The sequence below is a fragment of the Massilia phyllosphaerae genome, assembly GCF_034659755.1.
In the GTDB taxonomy this organism is placed as follows: domain Bacteria; phylum Pseudomonadota; class Gammaproteobacteria; order Burkholderiales; family Burkholderiaceae_D; genus Telluria; species Telluria phyllosphaerae.
On sequence record NZ_JAXSQX010000001.1, the window covers coordinates 984,853 to 1,009,360 of the forward strand.

At 67.3% G+C, this 24,508-nt stretch carries 21 protein-coding genes; 4 read left to right on the forward strand and 17 right to left on the reverse strand.

The features are described 5' to 3' along the window. Positions 1-70: 70 nt before the first annotated feature. From U1H99_RS04325 to U1H99_RS04335, 3 genes are read right to left on the reverse strand one after another with little or no spacing between them, the layout of a single operon-like run. Positions 71-436: a DUF3325 domain-containing protein gene (locus U1H99_RS04325; RefSeq protein WP_323140514.1), complete on the reverse strand. Its 366-nt coding sequence runs from the start codon at positions 434-436 to the stop codon at positions 71-73. Next, positions 433-2,037, reverse strand: a complete 1,605-nt coding sequence (locus tag U1H99_RS04330) for a PepSY-associated TM helix domain-containing protein (protein ID WP_323140515.1) — start codon at positions 2,035-2,037, stop codon at positions 433-435. Before U1H99_RS04330 ends, U1H99_RS04325 begins: the two co-directional genes overlap by 4 nt. Next, positions 2,034-2,384: an iron transporter gene (locus U1H99_RS04335; RefSeq protein WP_323140516.1), complete on the reverse strand. Its 351-nt coding sequence runs from the start codon at positions 2,382-2,384 to the stop codon at positions 2,034-2,036. Before U1H99_RS04335 ends, U1H99_RS04330 begins: the two co-directional genes overlap by 4 nt. Before the next feature lie 156 nt (positions 2,385-2,540). Here U1H99_RS04335 and U1H99_RS04340 point away from each other — a divergent pair, with 156 nt between their 5' ends. Beyond that, complete coding sequence (locus tag U1H99_RS04340) at positions 2,541-4,763, forward strand: TonB-dependent siderophore receptor (protein WP_323140517.1); 2,223 nt, start codon at positions 2,541-2,543, stop codon at positions 4,761-4,763. Positions 4,764-4,788: 25 nt separating this feature from the next. Here the strand turns inward: U1H99_RS04340 and U1H99_RS04345 are convergent, their stop codons facing one another. The 13 genes from U1H99_RS04345 to U1H99_RS04405 all read right to left on the reverse strand — a co-directional run bounded on the left by U1H99_RS04345 (position 4,789) and on the right by U1H99_RS04405 (position 18,346). Beyond that, complete coding sequence (locus U1H99_RS04345; RefSeq protein WP_323140518.1) at positions 4,789-5,676, reverse strand: SDR family oxidoreductase; 888 nt, start codon at positions 5,674-5,676, stop codon at positions 4,789-4,791. A 318-nt stretch (positions 5,677-5,994) separates the two neighbouring features. Then, positions 5,995-6,750 (reverse strand): flagellar brake protein, encoded by a 756-nt coding sequence (locus tag U1H99_RS04350; RefSeq protein ID WP_323140519.1) that lies wholly within the window; start codon positions 6,748-6,750, stop codon positions 5,995-5,997. Beyond that, positions 6,734-7,093, reverse strand: coding sequence for an EscU/YscU/HrcU family type III secretion system export apparatus switch protein (locus U1H99_RS04355; protein WP_323140520.1), 360 nt, complete (start codon positions 7,091-7,093; stop codon positions 6,734-6,736). Before U1H99_RS04355 ends, U1H99_RS04350 begins: the two co-directional genes overlap by 17 nt. Next, complete coding sequence (gene fliK / locus U1H99_RS04360; protein ID WP_323140521.1) at positions 7,086-8,219, reverse strand: flagellar hook-length control protein FliK; 1,134 nt, start codon at positions 8,217-8,219, stop codon at positions 7,086-7,088. Before fliK ends, U1H99_RS04355 begins: the two co-directional genes overlap by 8 nt. An 11-nt stretch (positions 8,220-8,230) precedes the next feature. After that, positions 8,231-8,557 carry a flagellar protein FliT gene (locus U1H99_RS04365; RefSeq protein ID WP_323140522.1) on the reverse strand — a complete coding sequence of 109 codons (327 nt, stop codon included), beginning with the start codon at positions 8,555-8,557 and terminating at the stop codon, positions 8,231-8,233. 4 nt (positions 8,558-8,561) lie between these two features. Beyond that, positions 8,562-9,020: a flagellar export chaperone FliS gene (gene fliS, locus U1H99_RS04370; protein ID WP_323140523.1), complete on the reverse strand. Its 459-nt coding sequence runs from the start codon at positions 9,018-9,020 to the stop codon at positions 8,562-8,564. A 27-nt stretch (positions 9,021-9,047) separates the two neighbouring features. Next, positions 9,048-11,699, reverse strand: coding sequence for a flagellar filament capping protein FliD (gene fliD, locus U1H99_RS04375; protein WP_323140524.1), 2,652 nt, complete (start codon positions 11,697-11,699; stop codon positions 9,048-9,050). Between the two features lie 170 nt (positions 11,700-11,869). Then, the gene (locus tag U1H99_RS04380; RefSeq protein WP_323140525.1) at positions 11,870-12,235 is read right to left on the reverse strand and encodes a flagellar protein FlaG; all 366 of its coding nucleotides are present in this window, start codon (positions 12,233-12,235) and stop codon (positions 11,870-11,872) included. Between the two features lie 85 nt (positions 12,236-12,320). Continuing rightward, entirely contained in the window at positions 12,321-13,781 is a 1,461-nt protein-coding gene (locus tag U1H99_RS04385; protein WP_323140526.1) for a flagellin N-terminal helical domain-containing protein, read from the reverse strand. A gap of 397 nt (positions 13,782-14,178) precedes the next feature. Continuing rightward, the gene (locus tag U1H99_RS04390) at positions 14,179-15,768 is read right to left on the reverse strand and encodes a GGDEF domain-containing protein (RefSeq protein ID WP_323140527.1); all 1,590 of its coding nucleotides are present in this window, start codon (positions 15,766-15,768) and stop codon (positions 14,179-14,181) included. A gap of 120 nt (positions 15,769-15,888) precedes the next feature. Continuing rightward, complete coding sequence (locus U1H99_RS04395; protein ID WP_323140528.1) at positions 15,889-16,536, reverse strand: response regulator; 648 nt, start codon at positions 16,534-16,536, stop codon at positions 15,889-15,891. Further along, positions 16,533-17,699 (reverse strand): sensor histidine kinase, encoded by a 1,167-nt coding sequence (locus tag U1H99_RS04400; protein WP_375341582.1) that lies wholly within the window; start codon positions 17,697-17,699, stop codon positions 16,533-16,535. The genes U1H99_RS04395 and U1H99_RS04400 overlap by 4 nt, the downstream gene beginning before the upstream one ends. A 38-nt stretch (positions 17,700-17,737) precedes the next feature. Continuing rightward, on the reverse strand, positions 17,738-18,346 hold the full coding sequence (locus U1H99_RS04405; RefSeq protein ID WP_323140529.1) for a hypothetical protein: 609 nt from the start codon (positions 18,344-18,346) through the stop codon (positions 17,738-17,740). A 92-nt stretch (positions 18,347-18,438) separates the two neighbouring features. Here U1H99_RS04405 and greB point away from each other — a divergent pair, with 92 nt between their 5' ends. From greB to U1H99_RS04420, 3 genes are all read left to right on the forward strand, one after another. Further along, positions 18,439-19,005 (forward strand): transcription elongation factor GreB, encoded by a 567-nt coding sequence (gene greB / locus U1H99_RS04410; RefSeq protein ID WP_323140530.1) that lies wholly within the window; start codon positions 18,439-18,441, stop codon positions 19,003-19,005. A gap of 101 nt (positions 19,006-19,106) precedes the next feature. Next, positions 19,107-19,736, forward strand: coding sequence for a biliverdin-producing heme oxygenase (locus U1H99_RS04415; RefSeq protein ID WP_323140531.1), 630 nt, complete (start codon positions 19,107-19,109; stop codon positions 19,734-19,736). 56 nt (positions 19,737-19,792) lie between these two features. Beyond that, on the forward strand, positions 19,793-22,003 hold the full coding sequence (locus tag U1H99_RS04420; protein ID WP_323140532.1) for a hybrid sensor histidine kinase/response regulator: 2,211 nt from the start codon (positions 19,793-19,795) through the stop codon (positions 22,001-22,003). Between the two features lie 143 nt (positions 22,004-22,146). On the opposite strand, the gene U1H99_RS04425 is transcribed toward U1H99_RS04420, so the two are convergent. Beyond that, positions 22,147-24,390 (reverse strand): RelA/SpoT family protein, encoded by a 2,244-nt coding sequence (locus U1H99_RS04425; protein WP_323140533.1) that lies wholly within the window; start codon positions 24,388-24,390, stop codon positions 22,147-22,149. Positions 24,391-24,508: the final 118 nt, after the last annotated feature.

A 24,508-nucleotide genomic window follows, 5' to 3' on the forward strand; every position in this document is an offset into this window, starting at 1 on the left:
TGGCTCGTATTGTCGTCCCCGGCCTTGTCGGCCCCTTGGCGGGGATGCATGCTGGATTCGGGCGCCCGGGTCAGGAGATCATTGTGCCGGCCAGCGCCAGCAGCGCCGCCGCCGCCGCACTCCACCCCAGCCGCGCCACTCCGCGCGTGGCGTAGGTCAGCGTCAGCACCAGCATCACCGCCGCCGCCGTCAGCATGCCGGCCCAGGCCACCCAGCCCTGGCTTGCACCGCGCAGGGCGATGCAGGCCGCCAGCGACGCCAGCAATCCCACCGAGCCCGCATGGCGCAGCTTGCGCCGGGCGCGCGCGGCGAGAGCGGCACCGCGGCCATGCAATTGTTCCCAGTGGCGGTCCATCGCCAGGCTGAGCGCGCAGAAACCGGCCAGCGCCGCACTCAATCCCAGCAGCGCCAGAAAGGTATCGTGCAACCCGCTCATGCCGCGCTCCCCGCCAGGCGCGGCTTGACCGCGGGCCGCGGCCCGAGGCGCAGCGACGCGTAGAGCAGCAATGCGCCCAGCAGCAGCGTCACCAGGTCAAAGCCGGCGACCGCCCACAGGCCATGCGCCAGGCTGCTTGCCAGGCCGGCGCCGCCGGTGGCCGGATTCAGTAGCGGCAGCAGTGCGAACAGTGCGCCGCCCAGCGCCAGCTGCAGGCGCCACATCCAGCGCGTGGGGAAGGCCAGGCCGGCCAGGGCGGCGGCGCCCCAGGCGGCGAAGAACCAGGCGATCTCCAGTTCCGGCCGCCCGGCACCGCCGGCCGGCAGCAGACGGTTGGCCCAGAAGAAGACCGGCATGGCAAGCAGCAGCCCGGCGACGCCGCCCAGGTTCAGGCCGTCGACCAGGCGCAGCCCGACGCCGACGCGGCCATCCTTGCGCGCCTTGAGGTGAATCGGCCGTTCTTTGACCGCCCACATCAGCAAGCCGGTGGCGACCATCGCGCAGCCGGCCAGGCCGGACAGGAAGAACAGCGCGCGTACCAGCGGATCGGCAAAACGTCCCACGTGCAGGCCGTACATCACGCCGCGGGTCTGCACGGCGGTGCCGGCTTCGCGGCCGGTGCCGGCGGCCAGCTTGCCGGTTACGCCGTCGAAGGTGAGGTTCGGCAAGGCCAGGGTCATGTCGTGGCCTTCCTGCAGCACCAGGCTGACCGTGGCGTTGGCATGGCCCGGATTGGTCACCGTGACGCGGCCGACCGGCGCGCCGTGCCAGATGCGGCTGGCCTCCGCCAGCATCGGACCCAGCGGCGCCAGCGGCGCCGGTTCGCGCGACGGCTTGGCGTTGCCGGCCGGGCCGCCGTTGAGGTCGGCGTAGAAGGCGTCGGTCCGGTCCTGGTAGACCGCCTGCACCCCCGCCGGAATGTACATGAACATCAGCGTCACCAGGCCGGTATAGGTGATCATCAGGTGGTAGGGCAGGGCCAGCACGGCGCTGACGTTGTGCGCGTCGAGCCAGGAGCGCTGGCCCTTGGCCGGACGGAAGGTGAAAAAATCCTTGAAAATGCGTTTATGGGTGACGATGCCGGACAGGATCGCCACCAGCATGAACATCGCGCAGACGCCGACGATCCAGCGCCCCCAGACCGCCGGCATGTAGTGCAGGTCGAAATGCAGGCGGAAGAAGAAATCGCCGCCGCGGGTCGCCCGTGTCGCGCCCAGTTCCCGGCCGGAGGCCGGGTCCAGGGTCATGCTGCCGAACGCGCGCCGTTTTGGCCGCACGGCCGGGTCGGCACCCTTTGGCGGTGCCGGTACCCAGCTCGCTTCCAGCGCCGGGTTGCGCGCGGTCGGCATGGTGATGAACCAGCGGCGGCTGGCACCGGCGCGCTGTGCCAGGGCCGTTTGGGCCAGGTCGATGGCACTGGCCTGGTTGACCTGCGCCGGCGCTGCGGCCGCCGCGTGCAGCTCCGGCTTCGTCCATAGCGTGATTTCGTCGCGGAAGTAGCTGGCGGTGCCAGTCGCGAACACCATGAACAAGACCCACCCGACTAGCAGGCCGGACCATGTGTGCAGCCAAGCCATCGACTGGCGGAAACCTTCCTTCATGCCTGACCTCCAAGGGCGCCCAGCGCCAGCAGCGCGAGCGTCAACAGCGTGCAGGAGCCGGCCAGGCCGAGCCAGGCGCGGGTGGCGCTGGCAGCCGCGAACGACCACATCACGGCGCACGGATACAGCGCCAGGCCGCTCAGGGTGGCCGTGACCACATTGTCGATCGGGTTCATCGGCAAAGCGAGGGCGAGTACCTGGGTGCCGAGCGAGGCCAGCAGGTAGCCGCCGCCGATCGCGGCCACGGTACGCGATGCCACGCCGGCACGGTAGCGCAGGCCGGTGCCGGAAGCCCGACCGGCATTCGGGCGCGGAGCAGGCGCCGCATGGGAAGAAATGGGAGTCATGGAATACAAGGAAGCAGGATGCGTAAATGAGAATGAGTCTCATTATAAGCATGGACTTATGGAACTGTCATGAATATAATTGCGAGTTATTCTCATTTGCGAATGATTCTTATTTATCCATTTGCAGGTGGTTCCACCCCTATCCAGGAGTCGTCTATGTATCGCCCGCACGCCGAGGTCGTCCCATCCTTTCCATTCCCGCTGCGTCGCACCGCCGGGGCCGCGATGCTGTGCACGGCATTCGTCCTGCATGGCGTCCATGCCGGCGAAGTGGAACCCGCCGCCGGGAATGTCGCCGAGCGCCCGGTCGCGACCGTCACCGTGACCGGCACCACTGCCAACGACGGCTTCGCCGGGCGCAATGCGTCGGTGTTCAAGGGGATCGACGACGTCCGCGACGTGCCGCAGCCGGTGACCGTGCTGACGCGCCAGTTTCTCGACGACCGGGTGCTGCCCGACCTGCACGACGTAATGCGCAATCTGCCGGGCGTGACGGTTGACTACACCGACAGCGAACGCGTCAACTATTTTTCGCGGGGCTACCAGATCGATGCGTTGCAGGTCGACGGCCTGACGATCAACCAGGCCGGCACCATGTTCGTCCAGCCGGACACCGCCGTGCTCGACCGTATCGAAGTGCTGCGCGGGGCGTCCGGCATGCTGCGCGGCTCCGGCAACCCCTCGGCGGCCGTCAACCTGGTGCGCAAGCGTCCCACCAGGACCTTCCAGGCCAGCGCGGCGGCGATCGTCGGCAGCTGGGACCGCCGCCGCATCGAAGCCGACGTCTCGAGTCCGCTGAACGCGGCCGGCACCGTCCGCGGCCGCGTGGTCGCCGTCAAGGACAAGAAGGAATTTTTCCAGGAGGCGCGCAAGGAAGACCGCGAAGTGCTGTATGCGGTGGTCGAAGCCGACCTGACGCCGACCACGACGCTCACCGCCAGCCTGCAGCACACCGACCTCGACGCCACCGGCGCCTGGGGCAACCTGCCGTCCCACATCGACGGCAGATCCCTGAACCTGCCGCGCTCGACTTACCTGGGCACGGTGTGGAATCGCTGGAACCGCTACAACGACCAGGCGCTGCTGGAATTGAACCAGGCCTTCGGTAACGGCTGGAACGTCAAGGCCAGCGCCGCCTACACCGGCCTGAAGATCAAGCCGTGGGGCTTCCTGCAATCGTATTTCACGCGGCGCGCCGGCGCCACCAATCCCTACCTGTTCGACGTCAGCACCTCGGCCTATACCGGCGATACCAGTAACCAGCGCGCGTTCTCGGTCGTCGCCGACGGTCCGTTCGAGGCTTTCGGTCGCAAGCATACACTGGTGGTGGGGGCCGAGAGCCTGGATGTCGACACCATCGGCACCCGCGGTTACTACAACCTGGGACCGGTGAGCAACGTCGACATCCGCACCTGGAATCCATACACCAGCGCGCCCCAGCCGGCGATCACCGCGGTGGGATCGACCGCCTATTCTTCGCCGGGCAACCAGACCAGCCAGCGCGGCGTCTACGCGACCACGCGCCTGTCGCTCACCGATCCGCTGGCGGTGCTGCTGGGAGCACGCCTGAGCTGGTGGGAGTACGAAGTGCCGACCGCGCCGGCTGGCAACTACAAGATCAAACGCCAGACCACGCCGTACGCCGGCGTTACCTACGACCTCAACAAACGTGTCACGGCGTATGCCAGCTATACCGAGATCTTCACGCCGCAGAACTTCAAGGATGCCGGCGGCAACATCCTGAAGCCGGTCGAGGGCAAGGATTATGAAGCGGGCCTGAAGGGCGAATTCTTCGGCGGTCGCCTGACCGGCTCGCTGTCCGCGTTCCGCATCGATAACGAAGGCAAGGCAACCCAGGACCTGGCCGGCGCCAATCCGTGTCGGCCGTGGTACCCGACCGGCTACTGCTACATCGACGGCGGCAGGCAGCGCAGCCAGGGCTGGGAACTGGAGATGTCGGGCGAAGTGTGGCCGGGTGTCGAGTTGCAGGGTGGTTTCACCAACACGCAGACCAAATACCTGAGCGACGGCACGGCATCGAACGTCGGCCAGCCGCTGCGCAGCATCGATCCGAAGCACCTGCTGCGCGTATTCGCAACCTGGCGCCCGGACGGCATGTTGACCGGATGGACCTTCGGCGGCGGCGTGCAGGCCCAGAGCGACAGCTACGTGCGCGCCGGCGCGCTGACCTCGACGCAGGGCGCCTACGCGGTGTTCAACGCGATGGCGGGCTACCGCTTCAATCCGACCTGGTCGATGCAGGCCAATATCAACAACCTGGCCGACAAGGTGTATTACGCCAAGTACGCCCCGACCGGCATCAGCAACTACTACGGCGACCCGCGCAACGTGCTGGTGTCGCTGCGCGCGAAGTTCTGAGGCGAAGGCGCGGCGCGGCCGGCGCTCAGCCGCCGCGCCCGTAGACGACGCCGTCGCCCTGGGCCCGGAACAGGTTCCCGACCGGATCGCGCGGCGCTTCGTCGCGCTGCTGGCGCGGCACCTGCAGCACCGCCACCTGGTCGGCCAGCGCCGGCACCATTTTCTCGACCGCCACGTCGAGCGCCGCCATCAGGCCGACCTTGGCGTCGCGCGTGGGCGTCTGCGCCGCTTCCAAAATTGCGGCCGCCACCCGGTGCGGGTCGAGCTGGGGCGTGGGCAGCTTGGGCTGGCGGTCGAGGTAGTTGCGCGCATGCTCGGGCAGCGGCGTGTTGACCGCGGTCGGCTGGATCAGCGTGATCGAGACCGGGGCAGCGTCGACGCCGGCCACCTCGATGCGCAGCGCATCGGTAAACCCTTTCACCGCATGCTTGCTGGCCGAATACATGCCCTGCAGCGGCACCGCGACCTCGCTGGCCTCGCTGCCGACGTTGATCAGGGCGCCGCCATGCCGGCGCAAGTGGGGCAGGGCCACCAGCGAACCGTGCACCATGCCCCAGAAATTCACGTCGAACAGGCGCCGGGCGTCGGCTTCCGTCACGTCCTCGATCTTGCCGTAGATCGAGACGCCGGCCACGTTGGCCCAGGTATCGATGCGGCCGAAGCGCTCGATGGCGGCATCGGCGATGCGCTGCACCCCCTCGCGCTCGGCGACGTCGGCCACCACGTGGATCGCCTCGTGCCCCTGCTTCTCGAGCGTAGCGACGATCGCTTCCAGCACATCGCCGCTGCGCGCGGCCAGCACCATCCGCGCGCCGGCCTTGGCCGCATCCTGGGCCGTGGCCAGGCCGATGCCGCTGGAGGCGCCGGTGATGACGATGACTTGCTGGTTGAGGGGCTTGAGGGAAGGCGGCATCGGCGGCTCCGGCGTTGTTTGACAACGCCAACATAACAGGAACCCGCAGCGGGCAGCGCCGCGCAGCCGCCCGGCCGCGGCGTGCTCAGTGCCCGCAAATTCGGGGTCAGCAAATTCGGGGTCAGAGCAGAATCGCGCGCGCATTCGGGGGCGGAGCACTTTTGGAATCAATTGATTTCGGTAACAAAAAAGGCCGCTGTCGTCCCGCCCTTCCGGACGGAGCGACAGCGGCCTCGTTATTTTTACCTAAAAGCTATTTCCAAAAATCGGGCTCTGACCCCGAATTGTCGAGTGAATCTGCTCTGACCCCGAATTCGGTCAGTGCCCGGCCAGGCGGGCGTTGCGTTCGCGCTCGAGCTTGGTGATGTAGCGCTGTACCGCGGCCATGTTGGCGCGCGAGATGTCGACGAACTGGCAGCCGAGGCGGCGCGTGGTCTTGTTGTTCAGCAGCGTCATCTCGAGCGCATTGCGGATCTGCAGCGAGGTCGTGACCGGGCCGACGTCCGGCACCTCGATGCGGCAGTTGGCGAAGGTTTCGCCGATCGTCGAACCGAGCTGGTGCTTGTTGTCGAGGAGAGAGATGCCGCCGCAGCTGATGTCGGCCAGCGGCAGCACGGTGGTGCCGCCGCCGAGTGCCGCCGGCAGCGGGATGGTGGCGCGCACCGGGGTGGTCACCGGCGTCGCCATGCGGTAGAACTCGCGCCGCTGCAGGCGGATCAGCCGGGGCGGCAGGTCGGCGGCGAGGGCAATGCTGCCGTCGTAGCGGGTCTCGCGCAGGTTACTCACGTGGAACAGGATGCGGATCTTGTCGAGCGAGGTCTCGCACATCACCTTGGGCGCGGCGATGATGCGCGCGTTCTGCTCCTGGCTGATCGAGCGGTCGAGGACGATGCTGCCGTCGTCCGGATCGACGTCCAGCAGCGAGGTGACGCAGACGTCGCCTTCGCCCTTGACCAGCATCCGGATCAACTGCTTCTTTTCCGAGATCTGGCGCAACAGGGCGACGATCTCCCTGCGCGACTCGACTTCATAGTCGTGCCAGCTTTCCAATTCTGCTTCAGTGATTGCTTGCATCTGTTCCAACCGGGGCTTTGGGTGGGAGGAGTCGCGCCGTGTCCGGCGCCGGCGGCGCTGCGCCGCCGGTGGCTTGCGCCGACTCAATATAATAAAGCCACGCCAATAGTTCGGCAATGGCGCGGTACAGGCCGGGCGGGATCTGGCGGTCGAGATCGACCTCCATCAGCAGGGCCACGAGTTCCTTCGATTCGTGCACGAACACGCCGGCGTCGCGGGCGCGTCCGATGATCTGTTCGGCGACCAGGCCCTGGCCCTTGGCCACGACGCGCGGCGCCGGCTGGCCGGCGCCATAAGCCAGCGCGACGGCGTTCTGGCGCCGGGCCGCCGTCTTCTTATCCATCGCTGTCCGCCCCAGGCGCGGGCGCAGTTGCAGGTGCAGGCGCGGCGTGGATCGCCAGCGTCGACAGCGGCATCCCCGCCGCATCGAGCGCCTGCTCCAGGCGCGCGCGCTGCGCCTCCATGCGCTGGCCGGCGTCCGCACTGGCGGCGTCCAGGCGGATGTGCAGCTGGTCGCCCGACAGCACCACGCGCGCCGCGACCTCGCCGAGCGCGCCGAAGCGCAGCGTCAGCCGGCTCTGCCAGGTGCCGCCTTCCTCGTCGCCGGCTGCGCCGCCGTCGGATGCGTCGCGCTCCACCTCCCAGCGCATTTCCTGGCCCGGCCATAACTGGCCCTGCCAGGCCACGCGCGCCTGCTCGTGCGCGGTCAGCTGCATGTTGATGAACTGGGCGGTGGCCGGATCGGAAGGCGAGGGCATGCGTCCCTGCGCCTGCGGTTCCTGCGCCAGGTCGGTCATCGAGCGCGCGCCCTGCGCCCACTCGGCCACGTGCGATTCGTAGAACAGGCCGCTCTTGCCCATGCCTTCCTGCAGCGCGCCGGCGATGCTGCCGGCGTCGAGGCTGGCGGCGCCGAGCAGCGGCGTGCGGCCGAGCGCCGCGGTGGCAGGGGTGCCGGCGTTCTGGGCGGCGGCAATGATGTCGCCGAGCGTCTTGCCAGCGCTGCTGATGGAGGTGTTGGCGTCGCTGGCGGCGCCGGCGCCGAGGCCGGCCATGGTGCGGGTCTGGGCCAGCAGCGCCGAGGTGCGCGCCAGCGCGGCGGCGTCCTTGCCTTGCAGGTAAGCCAGCGGCGCGCCGGCGGGCTTGCCCTCCTCGGGCGCCGGTCCTGCTTCCGCAAACGCCGGCGCGCCGCTGCCGACCTGGAAGGTCGGGCGCGGCGTCACCGCGACCAGGGTCAGCGCCACCTGGCTGCCGACCTGGGCATTGCCCGGCAGGGGCATGCGCGCCGCGGTGTCGTTGACGCGCACGACGAACGAGCCGTCCGGCAGTGTCGACAGCACCTCGGCCTGCATCGACTGGCCGACCATGCCGGTGAAGGCGCGCTGGAAGGCTTGCTGGCGCGGATCGGCGACCGGCACCGTGGCCGCGGTACGCGCGACCTGGGACAGCGGCAAGGAATCGCGCGGCAGCATCTAGTGTGGCTTCAGATACCGTAGGCGCGCGCGACGCGGCGTTCGGTGCCCTTGTTGTTGATCATGGCGGACAGTTTGGCCATCCACGGCTGGGTCAGGTCGCGGATCTGGCGGTCGGCTGCCAGCATCCTGCGGATGGCGTCGACCTTGCGGCTGCGCTCCTGCGCCGCCAGCGGCTGGGCATCGCCGTTCGCCTTCAGCTGGCGCACGCAGGCGGCGCACTGGAGCTCGAGCGTGGCCAGGCGGTCCCAGTCGCTGGCGGTGGCGGCGGTGAGCATCTGGTCGGTGATGCCGACCATGGCTTCGTACAGCGATACGACTTCTTGTCCGTTCATCATGTCCTCAGGCGCTGACCATCGTCGGGGCTTTCGGCATCGCCGTGGCGGCGGCCATGGCTGCCGGCTGCTCGGCCTTGTCGCCGATCGAGACCCAGGCGCTGCGCAGGTCGGCCAGCAGGCGGTGGACTTCCTCGACCATGCCGACGTCGTTGTTCAGGTTGGCCTCGAGCAGGCGGCGCGTCATGTAGTCGTACAGCGCGTCCAGGTTGTCGGCGATCTCGCCGCCGGCAGCCTTGTCGAGCGAGGCGCGCAGGCCATTGTCGATGATCGTGATCGCCTTCGAGATCGCCGAACCCTTGGCCGCGATATTCCCGGCCGCCATGTTGGCCTTGGCGCCGAGCAGGGCCGCCAGCGCGCCGTCGTACAGCATGATGATCAGCTTGAGCGGCGAAGCCGAGGCGACGCCGGTTTCGAGGCCCACGTTGGCGTAGGCATTCACGCCGCGTTTCATGGTTCCAAACATCGTTTGATTCTCCAAAAAATCCAGGTATTAGCGGTTCGCTGCGATTGCCGCGAGCTGCTGGGTCAGGTAACTCTGTGTGCTCTGCATCGACGACAGCATGGTATCGAGCGAGGTGAACTGGGCGCGGTAGCGCGCTTCGATCGCGGTCAGGCGCTCGCTGAACTTGTCGCGCTGGTCGGCGACCGACTTGATGCTGACGTTCAAGCCGTCGGTCTTGCTCTGCAAGATGCTGCCCTTGCCGGTGAAGCTGGTCGACAGGTTGGTCAACTGGTAGGCATACCCCTGCGAGAAGGTCACGCTGCCGCGGTCGCCGACGGCGCCGCTCTTGATCGTCAGCTGGATGCCCTCGGCGTTGGAACCGCCGGCCGCGGTCAGGGTCTGGCCGTTGCCGGTCGCGGCCACGCCGCCGATCGTGCCTTCCACATCTTCGCCGGCGCTGGTGGTGACGGCGCCGAGGATGTCGTCGATGCTGGTGCCGGTGACCGAGGCCAGCGAGATGTTCGACAGCTCGCCGAATTTGCTCGAGGACAGCGACAGCTTGCCGGACGCATCGACTTTCGTTTCCACCGCATCGCCGGCGCCCGCGAACGTGGTGTTGCCGTTGATCGCGGCGCGCAGGACCGCGGCCAGCTGGGTGTTGTCGTAGACGCCGGCCGGGATCGCGATGTTCTGCACCTTCTTGTCGGATACCGGGGTGGTCTGGTTCAGCGTCACGGTCCAGGTGGTATTGGCGGTGATCCGGGTCGAGCCGGTCAAGGCCTTGCTGCCGGTCGCCGTGCCCTGGGTGGCCATCTTGGTGATGTTGATCGGGTATTCGCCGGGTTTGGTGGCGGCGGTCGACTTGTCGAAGCTGATGCCGCCGTCGCTGGCCGAACCCATCGCCGCGAACAGGCCGCCGATGTCGCCGAAGTTGTTGGCGATCGCGTCGTTCAGCTTGGTCGAGTCGACCGCCAAGCTGCCGTCCTTCTGGAACGAGATGCCGACCTGGCTCAGCGTGGTCAGCTTGCCGCCCAGGCCTTCGACCGATGCCGACAGCTGGCGCCGCAGCTGCGACTGGATCGAGCGCACCGAGGAATCGCCCTGCAGCGCGCCACCGGTCTTGGTGTCGGCGTTGTAGCCGGTCAGGCCGGCGATGGTCGAGTTCAGCGTGTTGTAGGCCTTGACGAAGGCGTTGATCGAGTCCGACACCTTGCCGGTGTCCTTGGATACCGTCAGCGTGCTGCTGCCGAGCGTGGACACGTCCAGGCTGACGCCCTGGATCGCATCGGCTACCGTGGTGCCCTTGCTGCTGACTTCGATGCCGTTCATGGTGAGCTTGGTATCCTGGGCGCCGGTGGTCTGGGTCAGGCCCTGGGTGCCGGCCGGATCGTAGCCCATCAGGGCCGCGATCGCGGCGTCGGGCGCCTGGTCGCCGTCGCCGCCGACGCTGATCTTCATGGACGAGCTGGCACCGGTCTTGTTCGAGGTGACCACCAGGTGGTACGGGTTGGCGCCGCCGTCCGAGACGATGGTCGCCGTGACGCCGACGTTGGCCTTGTTGATGGCGTCGCGGATGCCCTGCAGCGACTGGTCCTTGGTGTCGAGCGTGACCGTGCCCATGTTCTGGGTGCCGTCCTGGCTGAAGCCGGCGCCGATGTAGCTGCCGTTGCTGCCCGCGGCGAGGCCGGCCAGGGCCGGATTGGTGCCGCCGACGACGATCTGGCTGCCGTCGGACGAGCTCAGGGTGACGCCGGCGGTCGCGGTGACCGACGAACCCTTGTTGGCGCTGCCGGCCGCCAGGCCGATGCCGCCGGTGACGTCGCCGCTGACGCTTTCGGTCACGGCGATGTTCGAACCATCGGCCGCCAGGAACTGCAGGGTGCCGTCGGCGGCGGAGCCGGTCACGGTGATGTTGGCCGCCGCCAGCGCGTTGCGGGTGGCGCTGCTGGCCAGGCTGGTGTCGAGCGTGGCCGCGCTGACCGTATCGGTGCCGCTGGCCGCGGCCAGGTCGACGCCGCCCACCGACAGCTTGTAGTTGCCGCTGCCGCCGGCGGGGATGGCGACCGTGCCGAAATCCTTGAACAGGTTGGCCGCGGTGGTGGTGGTGCCGGTCTTGGCGATGACGCCGGTGACGTCGCTTTCGTCGTTGATGACGGCGGCCAGTTCGCGCGCGCTGCGGGTCGTGCCGTTGGTGGAGATGGCGGTGCCGTTGATGCTCAGCGAGCCGCCGCCGATGCCCGACGAGGCGACGCCCGGCCCCAGCGCGCTGCCCGCCACCCCGAAGGTGCCGCCGGTCGTGCTGCCGAACTGGAAGGTCAGGACGGTCTTGGCGCCGGCGCCGATCATGGCGCTGGTGCTGGCCTTGCCGCCGCTGACCAGGCTCTGCGCCTGGGCCAGCTGGGTGACGTTGACCTTGTACTTGCCCGCGACCGCGCCGTCGCCGGTGGTGGCGGTCAGCACGTCCTTGTTGCTGGAGGTGGTGGACAGCGCGCTGAAGGTCGAGGACGAATTTAGCGAGGTCAGGGCAGCCTGGAAGGTGCCGACCGCCGTGCCGACCTTGCCGTACGCCGCCAGCTTGTTCTGGTAGGCGGCGGTCTTGTTGTCGTAATTGTCCAGGGGAGCCGACTCGGCCGCCATCAGGCTCTTGACTAGGCTGTCGACGTTGAGACCCGAACCGATACCCGCTGAGCTAACTCCCATTTGTTTCTCCAGTGAAAGCGATAATGTAAGTCATTATCGACAGAAGCAAATCGTTCTTGAGAGCAGGAAAACCAGCTTAATTCTGTTTTGTACGGCTGAGCGGTCCAGGCGAAAAAAATGCAGCCGGGCCCGCGAGGGGCAGCGGCTGCATGCGAGGCGCGGAATGCGGCTCAGGCGGTGTGGTCGATCAGCAGGCCACGCATCTTGTCGATCGATTTGGCGATCTCGAGCGCTTCCTGGGACGGCATCTGGCGCACCACTTCCTTGGTGTCCTGGTCGATCACCTTGACGACGATCTGCTTGCTGTCCTCGTCGATCGAGAACTGCAGGCTTTGCGACGATACCTGCATGGCGTCGTTGATCTTCTTGACCGCGTCCGTCAGTTCGGCACGCGAGGCGGGGGCGCCATCGGCGGCGGATTTGCCGATGGCGCCGGTACTGGTGGCGGCCGCGACCGCGGCCGCCGGTTCGACGGCGCCGGTGGCGCGCTCGTCCGGCTTGATGACGGCGGCGGTGCCGAGGGGCTGGATGTGCATGGGGTCTCCCTACGAAAAATTCCCCGGCTGAATTTCTTCAGCCGAGGAATCATTTACCACGGTACGGCGTCGGTTACATCAACGATTAGCCACGCAGCAGCGACAGGACGCCGTTCGGCAGCGAGTTCGCCTGGGCCAGCATCGAGGTACCGGCCTGCTGCAGGATCTGGCCGCGGGTCATGTTCGCGGTTTCCGAAGCGAAGTCGGTGTCGGTGATGCGGCTCTTCGATGCCGACAGGTTCTCGGTGGTCGATTGCAGGTTCGAGATCGCCGAGCTGAAGCGCGATTGCAGTGCGCCCAGTTGTGCGCGCTGGCCGTTGACCGAGGCCAGGGCCGCATCGGCGGTCTTGATCGCGTTCTGTGCGCCTTCGAACGAGCTGATGTCGAGGTTGGCGACCGACTTCAGGGTCGACGCGCCGCTGTTGGTGCCGCCCAGCGAGAAGCCGGTTGCGGTGCCTTCGGCGACCGAGAAACTCTTTTCCGAGTCCATCGTCACGTTGCCGTTGGCGACGCCGCTGGCGCCGCCGGCCAGTGCGGTGGCGGTGTTGGCGGTGCCGTCGGCCTTGTAGCTGCCCATGCTGATCGACGCGCCTGCAGCGGCGTTGTTGTTCTTCACCGAGATATCGGCGCCGTTGGCGTTGGTCAGCTTGATGCCGCCGTCGGCGTACTGGGCGGTCACGCCGGTTTTGGCGGTCTGGGCGTTGAACGCGCTGACGGCGGCGGCGAAGTCGTCCGACTTGCTGCCGGTGCCGTCGACCGAGAACGAAATGGTCACGGCGGTGCCGTTGTCCGACTTGACGTCCAGCGAGTAGGCGCCGCCGCCGCTGGTCAGCAGCGCATCGGTTTTCGCGCTGGCGGTGACGCCGGTGTCCGCGGTCTTGCCGTTGATCTTGGCGGCGATGGTCTTGGCCGAATCAGCGGTGGTGCTGGTGATGGTGGTGCTGCCCAGGGCACCCGAGATGGTGGCCGAGCCGGCCTTGGCGCCGGACACGCCGTCGGCGGTCACGACGGCCGCGTCGCCCTTGATCTGGTTGTTGCCGTAGGTGGTGGTGGTGAAGTTCGAGCCGGTCATCGAGATCAGCTGGCCTGCATTGGCGCCGACCTGGAAGTTGGCGGTGCCCATCGAGCCGTCCAGCAGCTTGGTGCCGTTGAACTCGGTGGTGCCGGCGATGCGGTTCAGTTCCGAGGTCAGCTGGGTCACTTCGGTCTGCAGGGCCTTGCGGTCGCTGGCCGAGTTCGATGCGTTCGACGATTGCACGGCCAGTTCGCGGACGCGCTGCAGGATGTCGCCCGAGCTCGACAGGGCGCCTTCGGCGGTTTGCGCCATCGACACGCCGTCGTTCGCGTTGCGGGTCGCCTGGGTCATGCCCTTGATCTGCGAGTTCATGCGGTCCGAGATGGCCAGACCGGCGGCGTCGTCTTTTGCGCTATTGATACGCAGGCCCGACGACAGGCGCTGGATCGAGGTGTTGAGCGAGCTTTGCGACGCCGACAGATTGCGTTGGGCGTTCAGGGATGCAACGTTGGTATTGATTACGGATGCCATGGTGTTTCTCCACTTGGTCTTGCAGGGTGTGGCGACGTGCCACTGATTCGCTTTGGTCTGTCACGCTGTTCCGTGACATTCAAACCGCTGCTCTTGATGCAGGTAACGTACTGGCCCGGGAAAACTTTATGGTCGGAAAGAAGAAAATTTTCGACGGGCAACGTTTTATCCGGTGATGCGGGTGCTTGGCGGCGTGTTTTTTAAGAACTTGAGGGCGAAAAAATTATTTTTTAGCGGCTACATTTCTGATTCCACGCTCAAATGTTGTTGAGTTAGCCTCAAGACGTCATCCCCGCGAAGGCGGGGATCCAAGTTTGTCGAGTCGCCCATAACGTATGCGCGGGCAACGGAGCAAACTTGGGTTCCCGCCTGCGCGGGAACGACGCGCCAGCAATAATCATTCCGCCACCATCACCCGGTTCTTGCCGCTCTGTTTGGCCCGGTACATGGCCCGGTCCGCGCGCGCCATCAGGCTGGCCTGGTCTTCGTTCGGCTGGCGCAGCGCCACCCCGCAGGAAAACGTGATCAAGGTCTTCTCGTTGTCGTGCAAGAAGAAGTGCCGGGTCAGCTCGCGCTGTACGCGCACCATCGCGCTCGATGCGGCGTCAACCGTTGTCTCGGGCAGCAGGATCAGGAATTCCTCGCCGCCGAAGCGGGCGATCACGTCCATCGAGCGCAGCGTGTCCTTGACCACCTTCACCAGGTGGCGCAGGGCGCCGTCGCCGACCAGGTGGCCGTAGGTGTCGTTGAGCTTCTTGAAATTGTCGAGGTCGAGCAGGGCGACGCACAGCGGCGTGCTGCGGCGATCGGCGCGGGCGCTTTCGCGCTCGAACACGTCGTCCAGGCCGCGGCGGTTGAGGCTGCCGGTCAGCTGGTCTTCGCGCACCAGCTCGCTCATGTGCTGCAGCTTGCCTTCCAGGTCGCGGATGCGCTTTTCGGCATCCTGCACTTCCTGGTGCGCCGCCAGCATGCGGTCGCGCGACGCCAGCGCCTCGGCCTGCACGGTGCGGGTCTCGCTCAGCACCGCTTCCAGCACGGCGTTCAACTCCTCGATATTGGCGGCGCCGCGGATGCGCTCCGAAAAGCCGCCGATCTTTTCCTGGTAGCTGCCGGTCGAGGCCGCCACCGAGCCGAGGCGGTCGATGAAGGTCATCATCATGCTCTTGACGGTGGCGCGCACGTCGGCGATGCCGTGCCTCAGCTGGCCCTGCTTCAGGATCACGTCCTTCAGGCTGCGCGTGGCGTCTTCCAGTGCGCGCGCGTCGAGCGGGCCGGCGATCAGGTCCTGCACGGCGGCGACCTGGCCGCGCATCCAGCTGTCGTCGTCGAGCAGTTCGCTGACGTTTTCCAGCAGCAGCTTGAACAGGCGCAGCAGCAGTTCCTGCTGCTCGCCGGCGTCGCCGCGCTTCAGTTCGACCTGGTAGCACAGGTCTTTCAGGCGCACCGCGACGTCCTGCAGCGCGTCCTCGTCGTGGGCGGCCTTGACCGCGGCGCCCAGTGCTTCGGCTTCGCCCGCGAGGGCCGGCGTGGCGCTCAAGGTCGACGCCAGCGCAAAGCTCAGCGTGCGGCTCAGCAGGTCGCGCAGCAGCTTGGCTTCGGCATCCTCGACACCGAGGGCCAGCGCCGGGTGCGTGTGGCGGCGCAGGTGTTTTTCGGCCAGCTGGGCCAGCGCGCGCGTGTAACCGTCCCAGTCGCGCCCCTTGAGCGCGCGCTGGCAGCGCAGGCCGAACTCGGCCAGTTCGCCGGGCGTCTCGGCCAGGCGCTGGGCGAAGCCGGACAGCACCTGTTCGGCGCCCGGATCGACCTGCGGTTGCGGGGCCGGCGGCTGTAGCGGCGGCGCGGGGATGCCGGCGATCTCGTTATAGATGTCGCGGTAGGCGTCGGGCGTGGGCGCGATGCGGCGCGTGGCGAGGCGGCGGAAGGCTTCGCGGGCAATCTCGGCGGGATTTGCCGCAGGGTTGCCGGTAGGGGAATTCGTAGTGGACATGACGCACGTTACTGCATGGAATAATTATCCCTGTCATGTTATATATCTTTTGAGAAACTGATTAGTAGAACAGCGCCGAGAATACCCACTAATCCTCATAACTGTCTTTACGACCCAACACTAATCGACCAGCTGGTTGCGGATGGCATAGTGCGTTAGCTCGGCACTGGTCTTGAGTTTCATTTTTGACAGCAGGCGCGCGCGGTATTCGCTGACGGTCTTGACCGACAGCGACAGTTCCTGGGCGATCTCGCTCACCGTCTTGCCGGAGGCGATCATGGTCAGGGTCTGGTATTCGCGGTCGGACAGGGTGTCGTGCACCGGCTTTTCGTGGTCTTCGCCGACCTGGGCCGCCAGCGCCTGGGCCAGCTGGGCGCTGACATAGCGCTGGCCGGCGGCCACCTGGCGGATCGCATTCACCAGTTCGCGCGGCGCGCTCTGCTTGTTCAGGTAACCGGACGCCCCGGCGCGCAGCGAGCGGATCGCGTACTGGTCTTCGCGGTGCATCGACAGCATCAGCACCGCCAGTTCCGGCTTCTCGCTCTTGACCTGCTTGAGCACGTCGATGCCGTTGCGGTCGGGCAGGGAGATGTCGAGCAGCAGCACGTTGCAGCGCGACTTGCGGAACAGCTTGACGGCGTCGAGGCCGGTCTCGGCTTCGCCGGCGACCACGATGTCGCGCTGCTCGGCAAGGATCTGCTTCAGGCCCTCGCGCACGATGGCGTGATCGTCTGCAATAAATACGCGGATGCTGGCTTTTTCACTCATGCTTCGGTGGGTTCCGTATTCCTGGCGGCTGCCGGCGCAGCCAGCCTGATCTTGACAGTCACCATGGTGCCGCCTCCGGGCGCCGCCGACAAGGTCATGGTGCCGCCGAGGGCGGTGGCGCGCTCGCCCATGCCGCGCAGGCCGAAGGACTGCGGCTTCAGGCGGTCGGCCGGGGTGATGCCGCGGCCATTATCGCAGATGCTCAGGATCAGATGCTGGCGCTGGCGGCGCAGGCTGACCGTGACGCGGGTCGCGCCGGCGTGCTTGGCGATATTCGTCAGCGCTTCCTGGAAGATGCGGAACAGCGCGCTGGCATGGTCCTGTTCCAATTCGATGTCGGCATCGTAGCTGCGGAAGATGCAGGCGATGCCGGATTGCTTCTCGAATTCGCGCGCCTGCCACTCGAGCGCCGCCACGATGCCCAGGTCCAGGGTACTGGGGCGCAGGTCGAGCGAGATCCGGTGCACGGCTTCGATGGTGCGGTCGACCAGGTGGTCGAGGTAGGCCGCCCTTTCCTGCAGCGACGCGTCGTCGGGCAGGCGCGGTACCAGCATCGCCAGCGCCATCTTGATTGCGGTCAGGTTGCCGCCGAGGTCATCGTGGATCTCGCGCGCGATGCGGGTGCGTTCCTGCTCCTTCACCTGCTCGATGTGGGCGGTCAGCTCGGCCAGGCGCGCGCGTGAACGGCGTGCTTCTTCCTGTTCGAGCTTGCTGGCGGTGACGTTGGTCATGATGCCGTCCCACTGCACGCCGCCGTCCGCCAGCGGCGCCGGCGTGGCACGCAGGCTGATCCACTTGACGTCGCGCCAGGCCTCGATCCAGAGCCGGCCCTCCCAGTTCCAGCCCTCGAGCGCGCTCTTCGAGGCGTGCATGGTCTCCTCGTAGCGCTTGCGGTCTTCGGCCAGGATCAGTTGCGGGAAGCGCGCCGGGTCCTGCTGCAGTTCGGCGACGGACAGGCCGAGCAGGGCGGCGCAGCCCTCGCTCAGGTAGGGAAAGGCGGTGCCGCCGTCGGCATGCCGCACGAACTGGTAGACCAGGCCCGGCGTATGGTTGACCACCGCATTGAAACGCGCCTGGTAGTCGATCAGCGCGGCCGGGTCGGCCTGCATTCCAGGGACGGAGACGGGGGCGGGGGGCGGAAGCGGCGTATCGGGATGGCTCATGGCTGTGCTCTTGTTATCGGGTTGCTCGACCGGCGCCGTCAGTCGGTGTCGGCGCGGCGCCGCGCGCGCCATTGGACCACGAAGCGGCGCAGCACGCGCGACGCCGGACTGGCGTTGCGGCCGCCGAAGTGGATCGCGCTGCGCACGCGGCGCCGGCGCCGGCGGCGCCAGCCCAGCCGGATGCCGCGCAGCAGGCGGGTGGCCTGGGCGAAGGCGGCGCTGGCGCGCAGGTAGGCAATGCAGCGTATCTTCCAGCCCATGAACCAGCCGTGGCAGCGGGCAAACCAGCCCACCGCCAGCAGCGTCGGCAGGGTCAGCGCATACAGCCGCGCGACCACCGCCGCGCCGCCCAGCTTGGCGACGACGATGGTGGTGATGCCGGACGCGGCATGGCCCTTGGCGATCGCGACCAGGGCCAGCATCTTGACCGGGAGCAGCAGCAGGCCGGGCAGCAGGAAGGCGCACAGGGCCGCGTACGGCGGCAGGGTGCGCACGCGCGTCTCCACCCACGCCAGTCCGGGCGTGCGCCCGACCCAGGCGCCCAGACGCAGGCCGAGCGTCCAGCACCATTCTTCCAGCAACAGCAGCAGGGCGGCGGCATGCACCAGCGGCGCAAACAGCCGGGTTCGGGGGGCGACTCGTGTCATGCCTCGAATAATACGGGAAAAGGTGAGGTCGGCTCGCTACGGTTTTGCCAATTCGGCGGCGTCGTGTTGGCGAGAAGACTACAATAAGGATTATGAATAAAGCTTTTGTAAAAGAGTCCGACAACGAGGACGACGACGAAGCCCTCGCGCTCGCGCATGCGATCCCGGCCGGCTCCAAGAACTACATCACTCCGGCCGGCCACCAGGCGATCAAGGACGAACTGCTGCAGCTGATCGACATCGACCGGCCGGAAGTCGTGCGCGTGGTGCATTGGGCCGCATCCAACGGCGACCGCTCCGAGAATGGCGACTATATCTACGGCAAGCGCCGCCTGCGCGAGATCGACCGCCGCATCCGCTTCCTGACCAAGCGTCTCGATTCCGCCTTCGTGGTCGACCCGTCCGTGCATCACGGAAACGACCAGGTCTTCTTCGGCGCCACTGTCGAGTACATGAACAAGGCCGGCGAAGAGCACACGGTGACCATCGTCGGCATCGACGAACTGGACCCGCTGCAGGGCAAGATCAGCTGGGTGTCGCCGGTGGCGCGCGCACTGACCAAGGCGCGCGAAGGCGAGGTCGTCACGCTGCAGACGCCGCAGGGCGTGGACGAGCTGGAAATCCTGAGCGTCACCTATCCGGAGCCGATCACGGACTGACCGGGACGTCTGTGGCGGCGCAGCGCAGATAGTTGCAGCCAGCCGGCCACGGGCGCCCGGCGGCTGGTAAGATGGGCGGTTTTCTTCTTTACCCGGATCAAATGAACCGCTCTAACGAGCTTACGCAGCCCGCCGATGCCTTGGCGGCGCTGCGCACGGCCACCGACAGCCGCCATCAACAGCTCGACAGCGGCCTGCCCATCGGCACGCCCGACGCTTCCCTGGACGATTACGCGCGCCACCTGCGCATGCTGCAAGCCTGGCTGGCGCCGCTGCAGCCCTGGCTGAGCGGCTTCGAAGACGGCCCGCACTTCGACCAGCGTCCCCGGCTGGCGCTGATCGAGGCCGACCTGGCCGAACCCGGCATGCCGGCCGCAGCGCCGGAAGGCTTGGCCACGGCGCCGCAGCCGGCCTGGCCGCGTGACGCCAGCGCCGCCTGGCGCTGGGGCGTGTGCTACGTGATCGAAGGCTCGCAGCTGGGCGGTGCGGTGCTGTACAAGCGCCTGGCCGAGCGTCTGGCCCCACATCCGCTGCGCTACCTGAAGGGCGAAGACGCCGGCCCCGGTCCGCGCTGGCGCAGCTTCATGCAAGGTGTGCGCGACCAGGTGCGCACGCCGGACGCCATCCGCGACGCCTGTGCCGGCGCCTGCGCCGCCTTCGACGCCATCCTGGCGCTGGCCCCACACGCGGCCGCACCGGCGTGCTCGGCGTCTATCGAAAAACGTGCATAATTGCTAATAAATACGCGGCTTGCCGCGCCCCGGGCAACCCGACCGTTTTCCATGCAATGAGACTCCGCGCATACCTCTTGATCATGATCGGCGCGATCATCCTGCCGATTTCCCTGTTTGCGGCCATTGCCCTGCAGACTTTGTTGAGTTCGGAGCGCGAAGCCGCGCTGCAGACACTCGGCCAGAGCGCCGGCGCCACCGCGCTGCTGGTCGACCGTGAACTGAGCAGTGCCGAGGCGGCGCTGCATGTGCTGGCGCGTTCGCCGCACCTGGCGCACGGCGACCTCGCCGGCTTCTACGAGCATGCGAAAAGCGCCGACCGCGGCGACGGCGGACGCGTCATCCTGTTCGATGCCGCCGGCCAGCAGCTGATCAATACGGTGGTGCCGCTGGGCAGCAAGCTGCCGCAAACGCGCGACGAGGTACGCGCGCGTCTGCGCCAGGTGATGGCTACCCGCAAGACCATGGTGTCGGACCTGATCACCGGGCCGCTGCAAAAGAACCCGGTGACGACGATCACCGTACCGGTGCCCCTGCTCGGCGGCGAGCGCTACGTGCTGGGCTCGGTATTCGCGCCCGATTATTTTTCCAGGCTGATGGCGCGCCGTCCGGTGCCGTCCAGCTGGGCAGTGTCGGTGATCGATCACAACGGCCGCTTCATCGCGGGGCCGGGCGGCGCGGCACGCCTGGGCCAGCCCGCCAACCCGAGCCTGGTCAAGGCGGCGGCGGACGCGCAACAGGGGCTGATCCGCTATGCCACGGACGACGGCGTGGACGCCTACCACGCTTTCGTTCATTCGCCGATGTCGGGCTGGACCATCGCGGTGGCGGTGCCGGCCGGCGAGATCGAGGGCGCGGCCCGCCACGCGGTGATGCTGGCCGCCGGCGGCATGCTGGTGGCGCTGCTGTGCGCTGCGCTGGCGGCGGTGTTCTTCGGGCGCCGGCTGGCTGCCGCCATCGGCGGCGCGGCCCAGGCCGCGACCCGGCTCAGCGAGGGCGGCGGACTGGCGTCGGCCAGCGCCGCGGCCGCCGCCAGCAGCGGCATCGCCGAGTTCGACGCGCTGCAGCGCTCGATCGGCGAGGCCGGCATCAAGCTGGCCCGCTCCGAGACCGAGCGCGCTTCCCTGTTGCAGCGCGAGCAGCAGGCGCGCAAGCTGGCCGAGGCCCAGGTCCGTATCCGCGACGATTTCCTGGCCATGCTGAGCCATGAATTGCGCAACCCGCTCAGCGGCATCCTGGGTGCCGCCCAGCTGCTGCGCATCGAGAACGCCAACCCGGTCCAGAAGCGCCATGCCCAGGACATCCTGCTGCGCCAGGGCAAGCACCTGACCCGCATCGTCGACGACCTGCTCGACCTGGCGCGGCTGGCGCGCGGCAAGGTGCGGCTCGACATGCGGCCGGTCGAGCTGGCCTCGGTGGTCGAGGCGGTGGTGGATGCGCTGCGCGTGGCCGGCCGCGTCGAGCAGCAGCTGGAGTGCCGCCTGGCGCCGGCCTGGATCCTGGGCGACCGCACCCGCATCGAGCAGATGGTCGGCAACCTGGTCACGAATGCACTGAAGTACACGCCGGCCCAGGGCCGCATCGCGATCGAACTGAAGCCCGGCGAGGACGAGGCCTGCCTGATCGTGCGCGACTCCGGCGTCGGCATTGCGCCGGAACTGATGCCGACCCTGTTCGAGACCTTCGTGCAGGGCGCGGTGTCGCTCGACCGCGCCCAGGGCGGCCTCGGCATCGGCCTGTCGCTGGTACGCAGCATGGTGACCCTGCACGGCGGTACCGTCACGGCCGCCAGCGAGGGCAGCGGCAAGGGCAGCACCTTCACACTGTGCCTGCCGCTGCTGAAGGAAGGCGCGGACACCGCGGCGGTGGTGGAATCGGCGCCGCCGGCGGCCGCCAGCGAATTGGCGGTGTCCACGGTGCTGCTGATCGAGGATAACAACGATGCGCGCCACATGCTGTCGGCCCAGCTGTCGGCGGCCGGCTACGAGGTGTTCGAGGCCGACAACGGCGTCGACGGCATCGCGCTGGCGCGGCGCGAGCGCCCCGACCTGGCCATCGTCGACATCGGCCTGCCGGGCATGAACGGCTACCAGATCGCGGCCCGCCTGCGGCGCGACCCGGACACCAAGATGCTGCGGTTGGTGGCGCTGACCGGCTACGGCCAGGAAGCCGACCGCCAATTGGCGCTGAATGCCGGCTTCGATGCGCACTTCGCCAAGCCGCTGCAGTTCGAGTCGCTGGCCGATATCCTCGCTGGCGTGTCGTAGGGTGGACGGCTCTGCCGTCCACGCGGTGATACGTGGCGCATGATTATTGCGTCCGTGATCGGCTGTGAAATTGATGACGCGGCCATTGGACGCGTGGACGGGAAACCCGTCCACCCTACCACCTGACCGGCGCCGGGGCGCGGTCAGCTGCGTTCGCGCTCGACCCGGTTGACGCCCGCCACCCGGCGCAGGTTGCGGATCAGGTGCGCCAGGTGCACCCGGTCCTTCACCTGGATCGTGAAGCGCAGCTGGGTCATCATGTGTTCGTCGTCCTCGTCCATGCCGACATAGGTGATGTTGGCGTCGGACTCGCCGATCTCGGCGGCGACCCGGGCAAGGATGCCCTTTTCGTTGTTGATCAGGAGGCGGATGCGGCAATCGAAGCGGCGATTCAGCTCGCCGCCCCACTGCACCGCGATCCAGCGGTCCGGTTCCTTCAGGCGCAGGCGCTTGGCTTGCGAGCAGTCGGCGGTGTGCACCACCAGGCCCTGGTCGCGGCGCAGCTGGCCGATGATCTGGTCGCCCGGGATCGGCAGGCAACAGGGCGCCAGCTGCACCGACACGCCTTCGCTGCCGTAGATCGTGACCGGATCGAGCTCGCCGCCGTGGCTCGGCTGCGCCGGCATGCTGTCGACGTCGCCGCCCTGCAGGCCGACGATGTGGCGTGCCACCAGCGCCGGCATGCGCTTGCCGATGCCGATGTCGGCGTACAGCTCTTCCATCGACTTGGCCGAGGATTCGGCCAGCAGGCGCTCGATCGTGCCCGCCGGGATCTCGCCGGAAACGCCCAGCTGGCCCAGCGCCGCCGCCAGCAGTTCGCGGCCCAGTTCCACCGATTCGTTCAGGTTGATGGTGCGCAGGTAGTGGCGGATCGCCGAGCGCGCCTTGCCGGTGCGGACGAAACTCAGCCAGGTCGGGCTCGGGCGCGAATTCGGGTCGGTCTCGATCTCGACGATGTCGCCGTTGTGCAGCTCGGTGCGCAGCAGCGCCGGTTCGTTGTTGATCTTGACCGCGACCGTGTGGTCGCCGATGCCGGTGTGGATGCTGTACGCGAAGTCGAGCGGGGTGGCGCCGCGCGGCAGCGCGATGATCTTCGACTTCGGCGTGAACACGTAGACGGAGTCGGGGAACAGGTCGACCTTGACATGTTCGAGGAACTCGGCCGAGTCGCCGGTCTGCTGCTGGATGTCGAGCAGCGACTGCAGCCAGGCATGGGTGCGCTGCTGCAGGTCCGACATGTTCTGGTCGCCGGTCTTGTACAGCCAGTGCGCCGCCACGCCGCTTTCCGCGGTGCGGTGCATTTCCTGGGTGCGGATCTGGAATTCGACCGGGGTGCCGTAGGGGCCGATCAGGCTGGTGTGCAGCGACTGGTAGCCGTTGATCTTGCGGATCGCGATGTAATCCTTGAACTTGCCCGGCATCGGCTTGTACAGCCCGTGCAGGGTGCCGAGCGCCACGTAACAGTTGGGGATGGAATCGACGACCACGCGGAAGCCGTACACGTCCAGCACCTGCGAGAACGACAGGTGTTTGTTACGCATCTTTTTGTAGATGCCGAACAGGGTCTTTTCGCGGCCGTAGACTTCGGCCTGGATGCCGGCCGCGGCCAGCGTGTTCTTGACCGCATCGAGGATTTTCTTGACCACCTCGCGCCGGTTGCCGCGCGCCGCCTTGATCGCCTTCGCCAGCGTCTTGTAGCGCAGCGGGTACAGGTGCGAGAACGACAGGTCCTGCAGCTCGCGGTAGATGTCGTTCAGGCCGAGCCGGTGCGCGATCGGCACGTAGACTTCCATGGTCTCGCCGGCGATGCGGCGCTTTTTCGCCGGTACCATCACGCCCAGCGTGCGCATGTTGTGCAGGCGGTCGGCCAGCTTGATCAGGATGACGCGCACATCGGACGCCATCGCCAGCAGCATCTTGCGGAAGTTTTCCGCCTGTGCTTCGACCACGCTCTGGAATTCGATCTTTTCCAGCTTGGACAGGCCGTCGACCAGGTTCGCGACCTGCGGCCCGAAGCGCTCGAGCAGCTCTTCCTTCTTGACGTCCTGGTCTTCGATGACGTCATGCAGGAGGGCGGCCATGATGGCCTGGGCGTCGAGTTTCCAGTCGGCGCAGATCTCGGCCACCGCGATCGGGTGCGAGATGTACGGTTCGCCGGACTTGCGGACCTGGCCGAGGTGCATCTCGTCCGAGAAGCGGTAGGCTTCCTTGACGCGCTTGAGTTCGGCAGGTGTGAGGTATTCGGCCAGCTTGTTGGCCAGGTGCGTGATCGATGCGACGCCCGGCGCGGGGGCCGGTTCGGCTTCCTGCGGCTTGCCGGCGCGGCTGGGCCGGCCCGGCTTGTTGGTGGTGCTTGAGTGGACGGAATCCGGGGGAGACAAGTTCATACTCTTTAAAATCAGCCGCTGTATGGGGACAGAATAACAGATTCAGGGGCTGGCGAAGGTGCGAGGCTCAGGCGTACAGCCCAAACACGTCGTCCCCGCGAAGGCGGGGACCCAAGTT

Coding starts and splice junctions, on each gene's coding strand:
- fliS (WP_323140523.1), bottom strand. CDS start 9,020: ATGTTTGGAACCATGAAACGCGGCGTGAATGCCTACGCCAACGTGGGC.
- U1H99_RS04405 (WP_323140529.1), bottom strand. CDS start 18,346: ATGACACGAGTCGCCCCCCGAACCCGGCTGTTTGCGCCGCTGGTGCAT.
- U1H99_RS04385 (WP_323140526.1), bottom strand. CDS start 13,781: ATGGCATCCGTAATCAATACCAACGTTGCATCCCTGAACGCCCAACGC.
- fliD (WP_323140524.1), bottom strand. CDS start 11,699: ATGGGAGTTAGCTCAGCGGGTATCGGTTCGGGTCTCAACGTCGACAGC.
- U1H99_RS04365 (WP_323140522.1), bottom strand. CDS start 8,557: ATGATGAACGGACAAGAAGTCGTATCGCTGTACGAAGCCATGGTCGGC.
- U1H99_RS04395 (WP_323140528.1), bottom strand. CDS start 16,536: ATGAGTGAAAAAGCCAGCATCCGCGTATTTATTGCAGACGATCACGCC.
- U1H99_RS04390 (WP_323140527.1), bottom strand. CDS start 15,768: ATGTCCACTACGAATTCCCCTACCGGCAACCCTGCGGCAAATCCCGCC.
- U1H99_RS04325 (WP_323140514.1), bottom strand. CDS start 436: ATGAGCGGGTTGCACGATACCTTTCTGGCGCTGCTGGGATTGAGTGCG.
- U1H99_RS04425 (WP_323140533.1), bottom strand. CDS start 24,390: ATGAACTTGTCTCCCCCGGATTCCGTCCACTCAAGCACCACCAACAAG.
- U1H99_RS04415 (WP_323140531.1), top strand. CDS start 19,107: ATGAACCGCTCTAACGAGCTTACGCAGCCCGCCGATGCCTTGGCGGCG.
- U1H99_RS04330 (WP_323140515.1), bottom strand. CDS start 2,037: ATGAAGGAAGGTTTCCGCCAGTCGATGGCTTGGCTGCACACATGGTCC.
- fliK (WP_323140521.1), bottom strand. CDS start 8,219: ATGCTGCCGCGCGATTCCTTGCCGCTGTCCCAGGTCGCGCGTACCGCG.
- U1H99_RS04355 (WP_323140520.1), bottom strand. CDS start 7,093: ATGGATAAGAAGACGGCGGCCCGGCGCCAGAACGCCGTCGCGCTGGCT.
- U1H99_RS04345 (WP_323140518.1), bottom strand. CDS start 5,676: ATGCCGCCTTCCCTCAAGCCCCTCAACCAGCAAGTCATCGTCATCACC.
- U1H99_RS04335 (WP_323140516.1), bottom strand. CDS start 2,384: ATGACTCCCATTTCTTCCCATGCGGCGCCTGCTCCGCGCCCGAATGCC.
- U1H99_RS04420 (WP_323140532.1), top strand. CDS start 19,793: ATGAGACTCCGCGCATACCTCTTGATCATGATCGGCGCGATCATCCTG.
- U1H99_RS04350 (WP_323140519.1), bottom strand. CDS start 6,750: ATGCAAGCAATCACTGAAGCAGAATTGGAAAGCTGGCACGACTATGAA.
- greB (WP_323140530.1), top strand. CDS start 18,439: ATGAATAAAGCTTTTGTAAAAGAGTCCGACAACGAGGACGACGACGAA.
- U1H99_RS04340 (WP_323140517.1), top strand. CDS start 2,541: ATGTATCGCCCGCACGCCGAGGTCGTCCCATCCTTTCCATTCCCGCTG.
- U1H99_RS04380 (WP_323140525.1), bottom strand. CDS start 12,235: ATGCACATCCAGCCCCTCGGCACCGCCGCCGTCATCAAGCCGGACGAG.
- U1H99_RS04400 (WP_375341582.1), bottom strand. CDS start 17,699: ATGAGCCATCCCGATACGCCGCTTCCGCCCCCCGCCCCCGTCTCCGTC.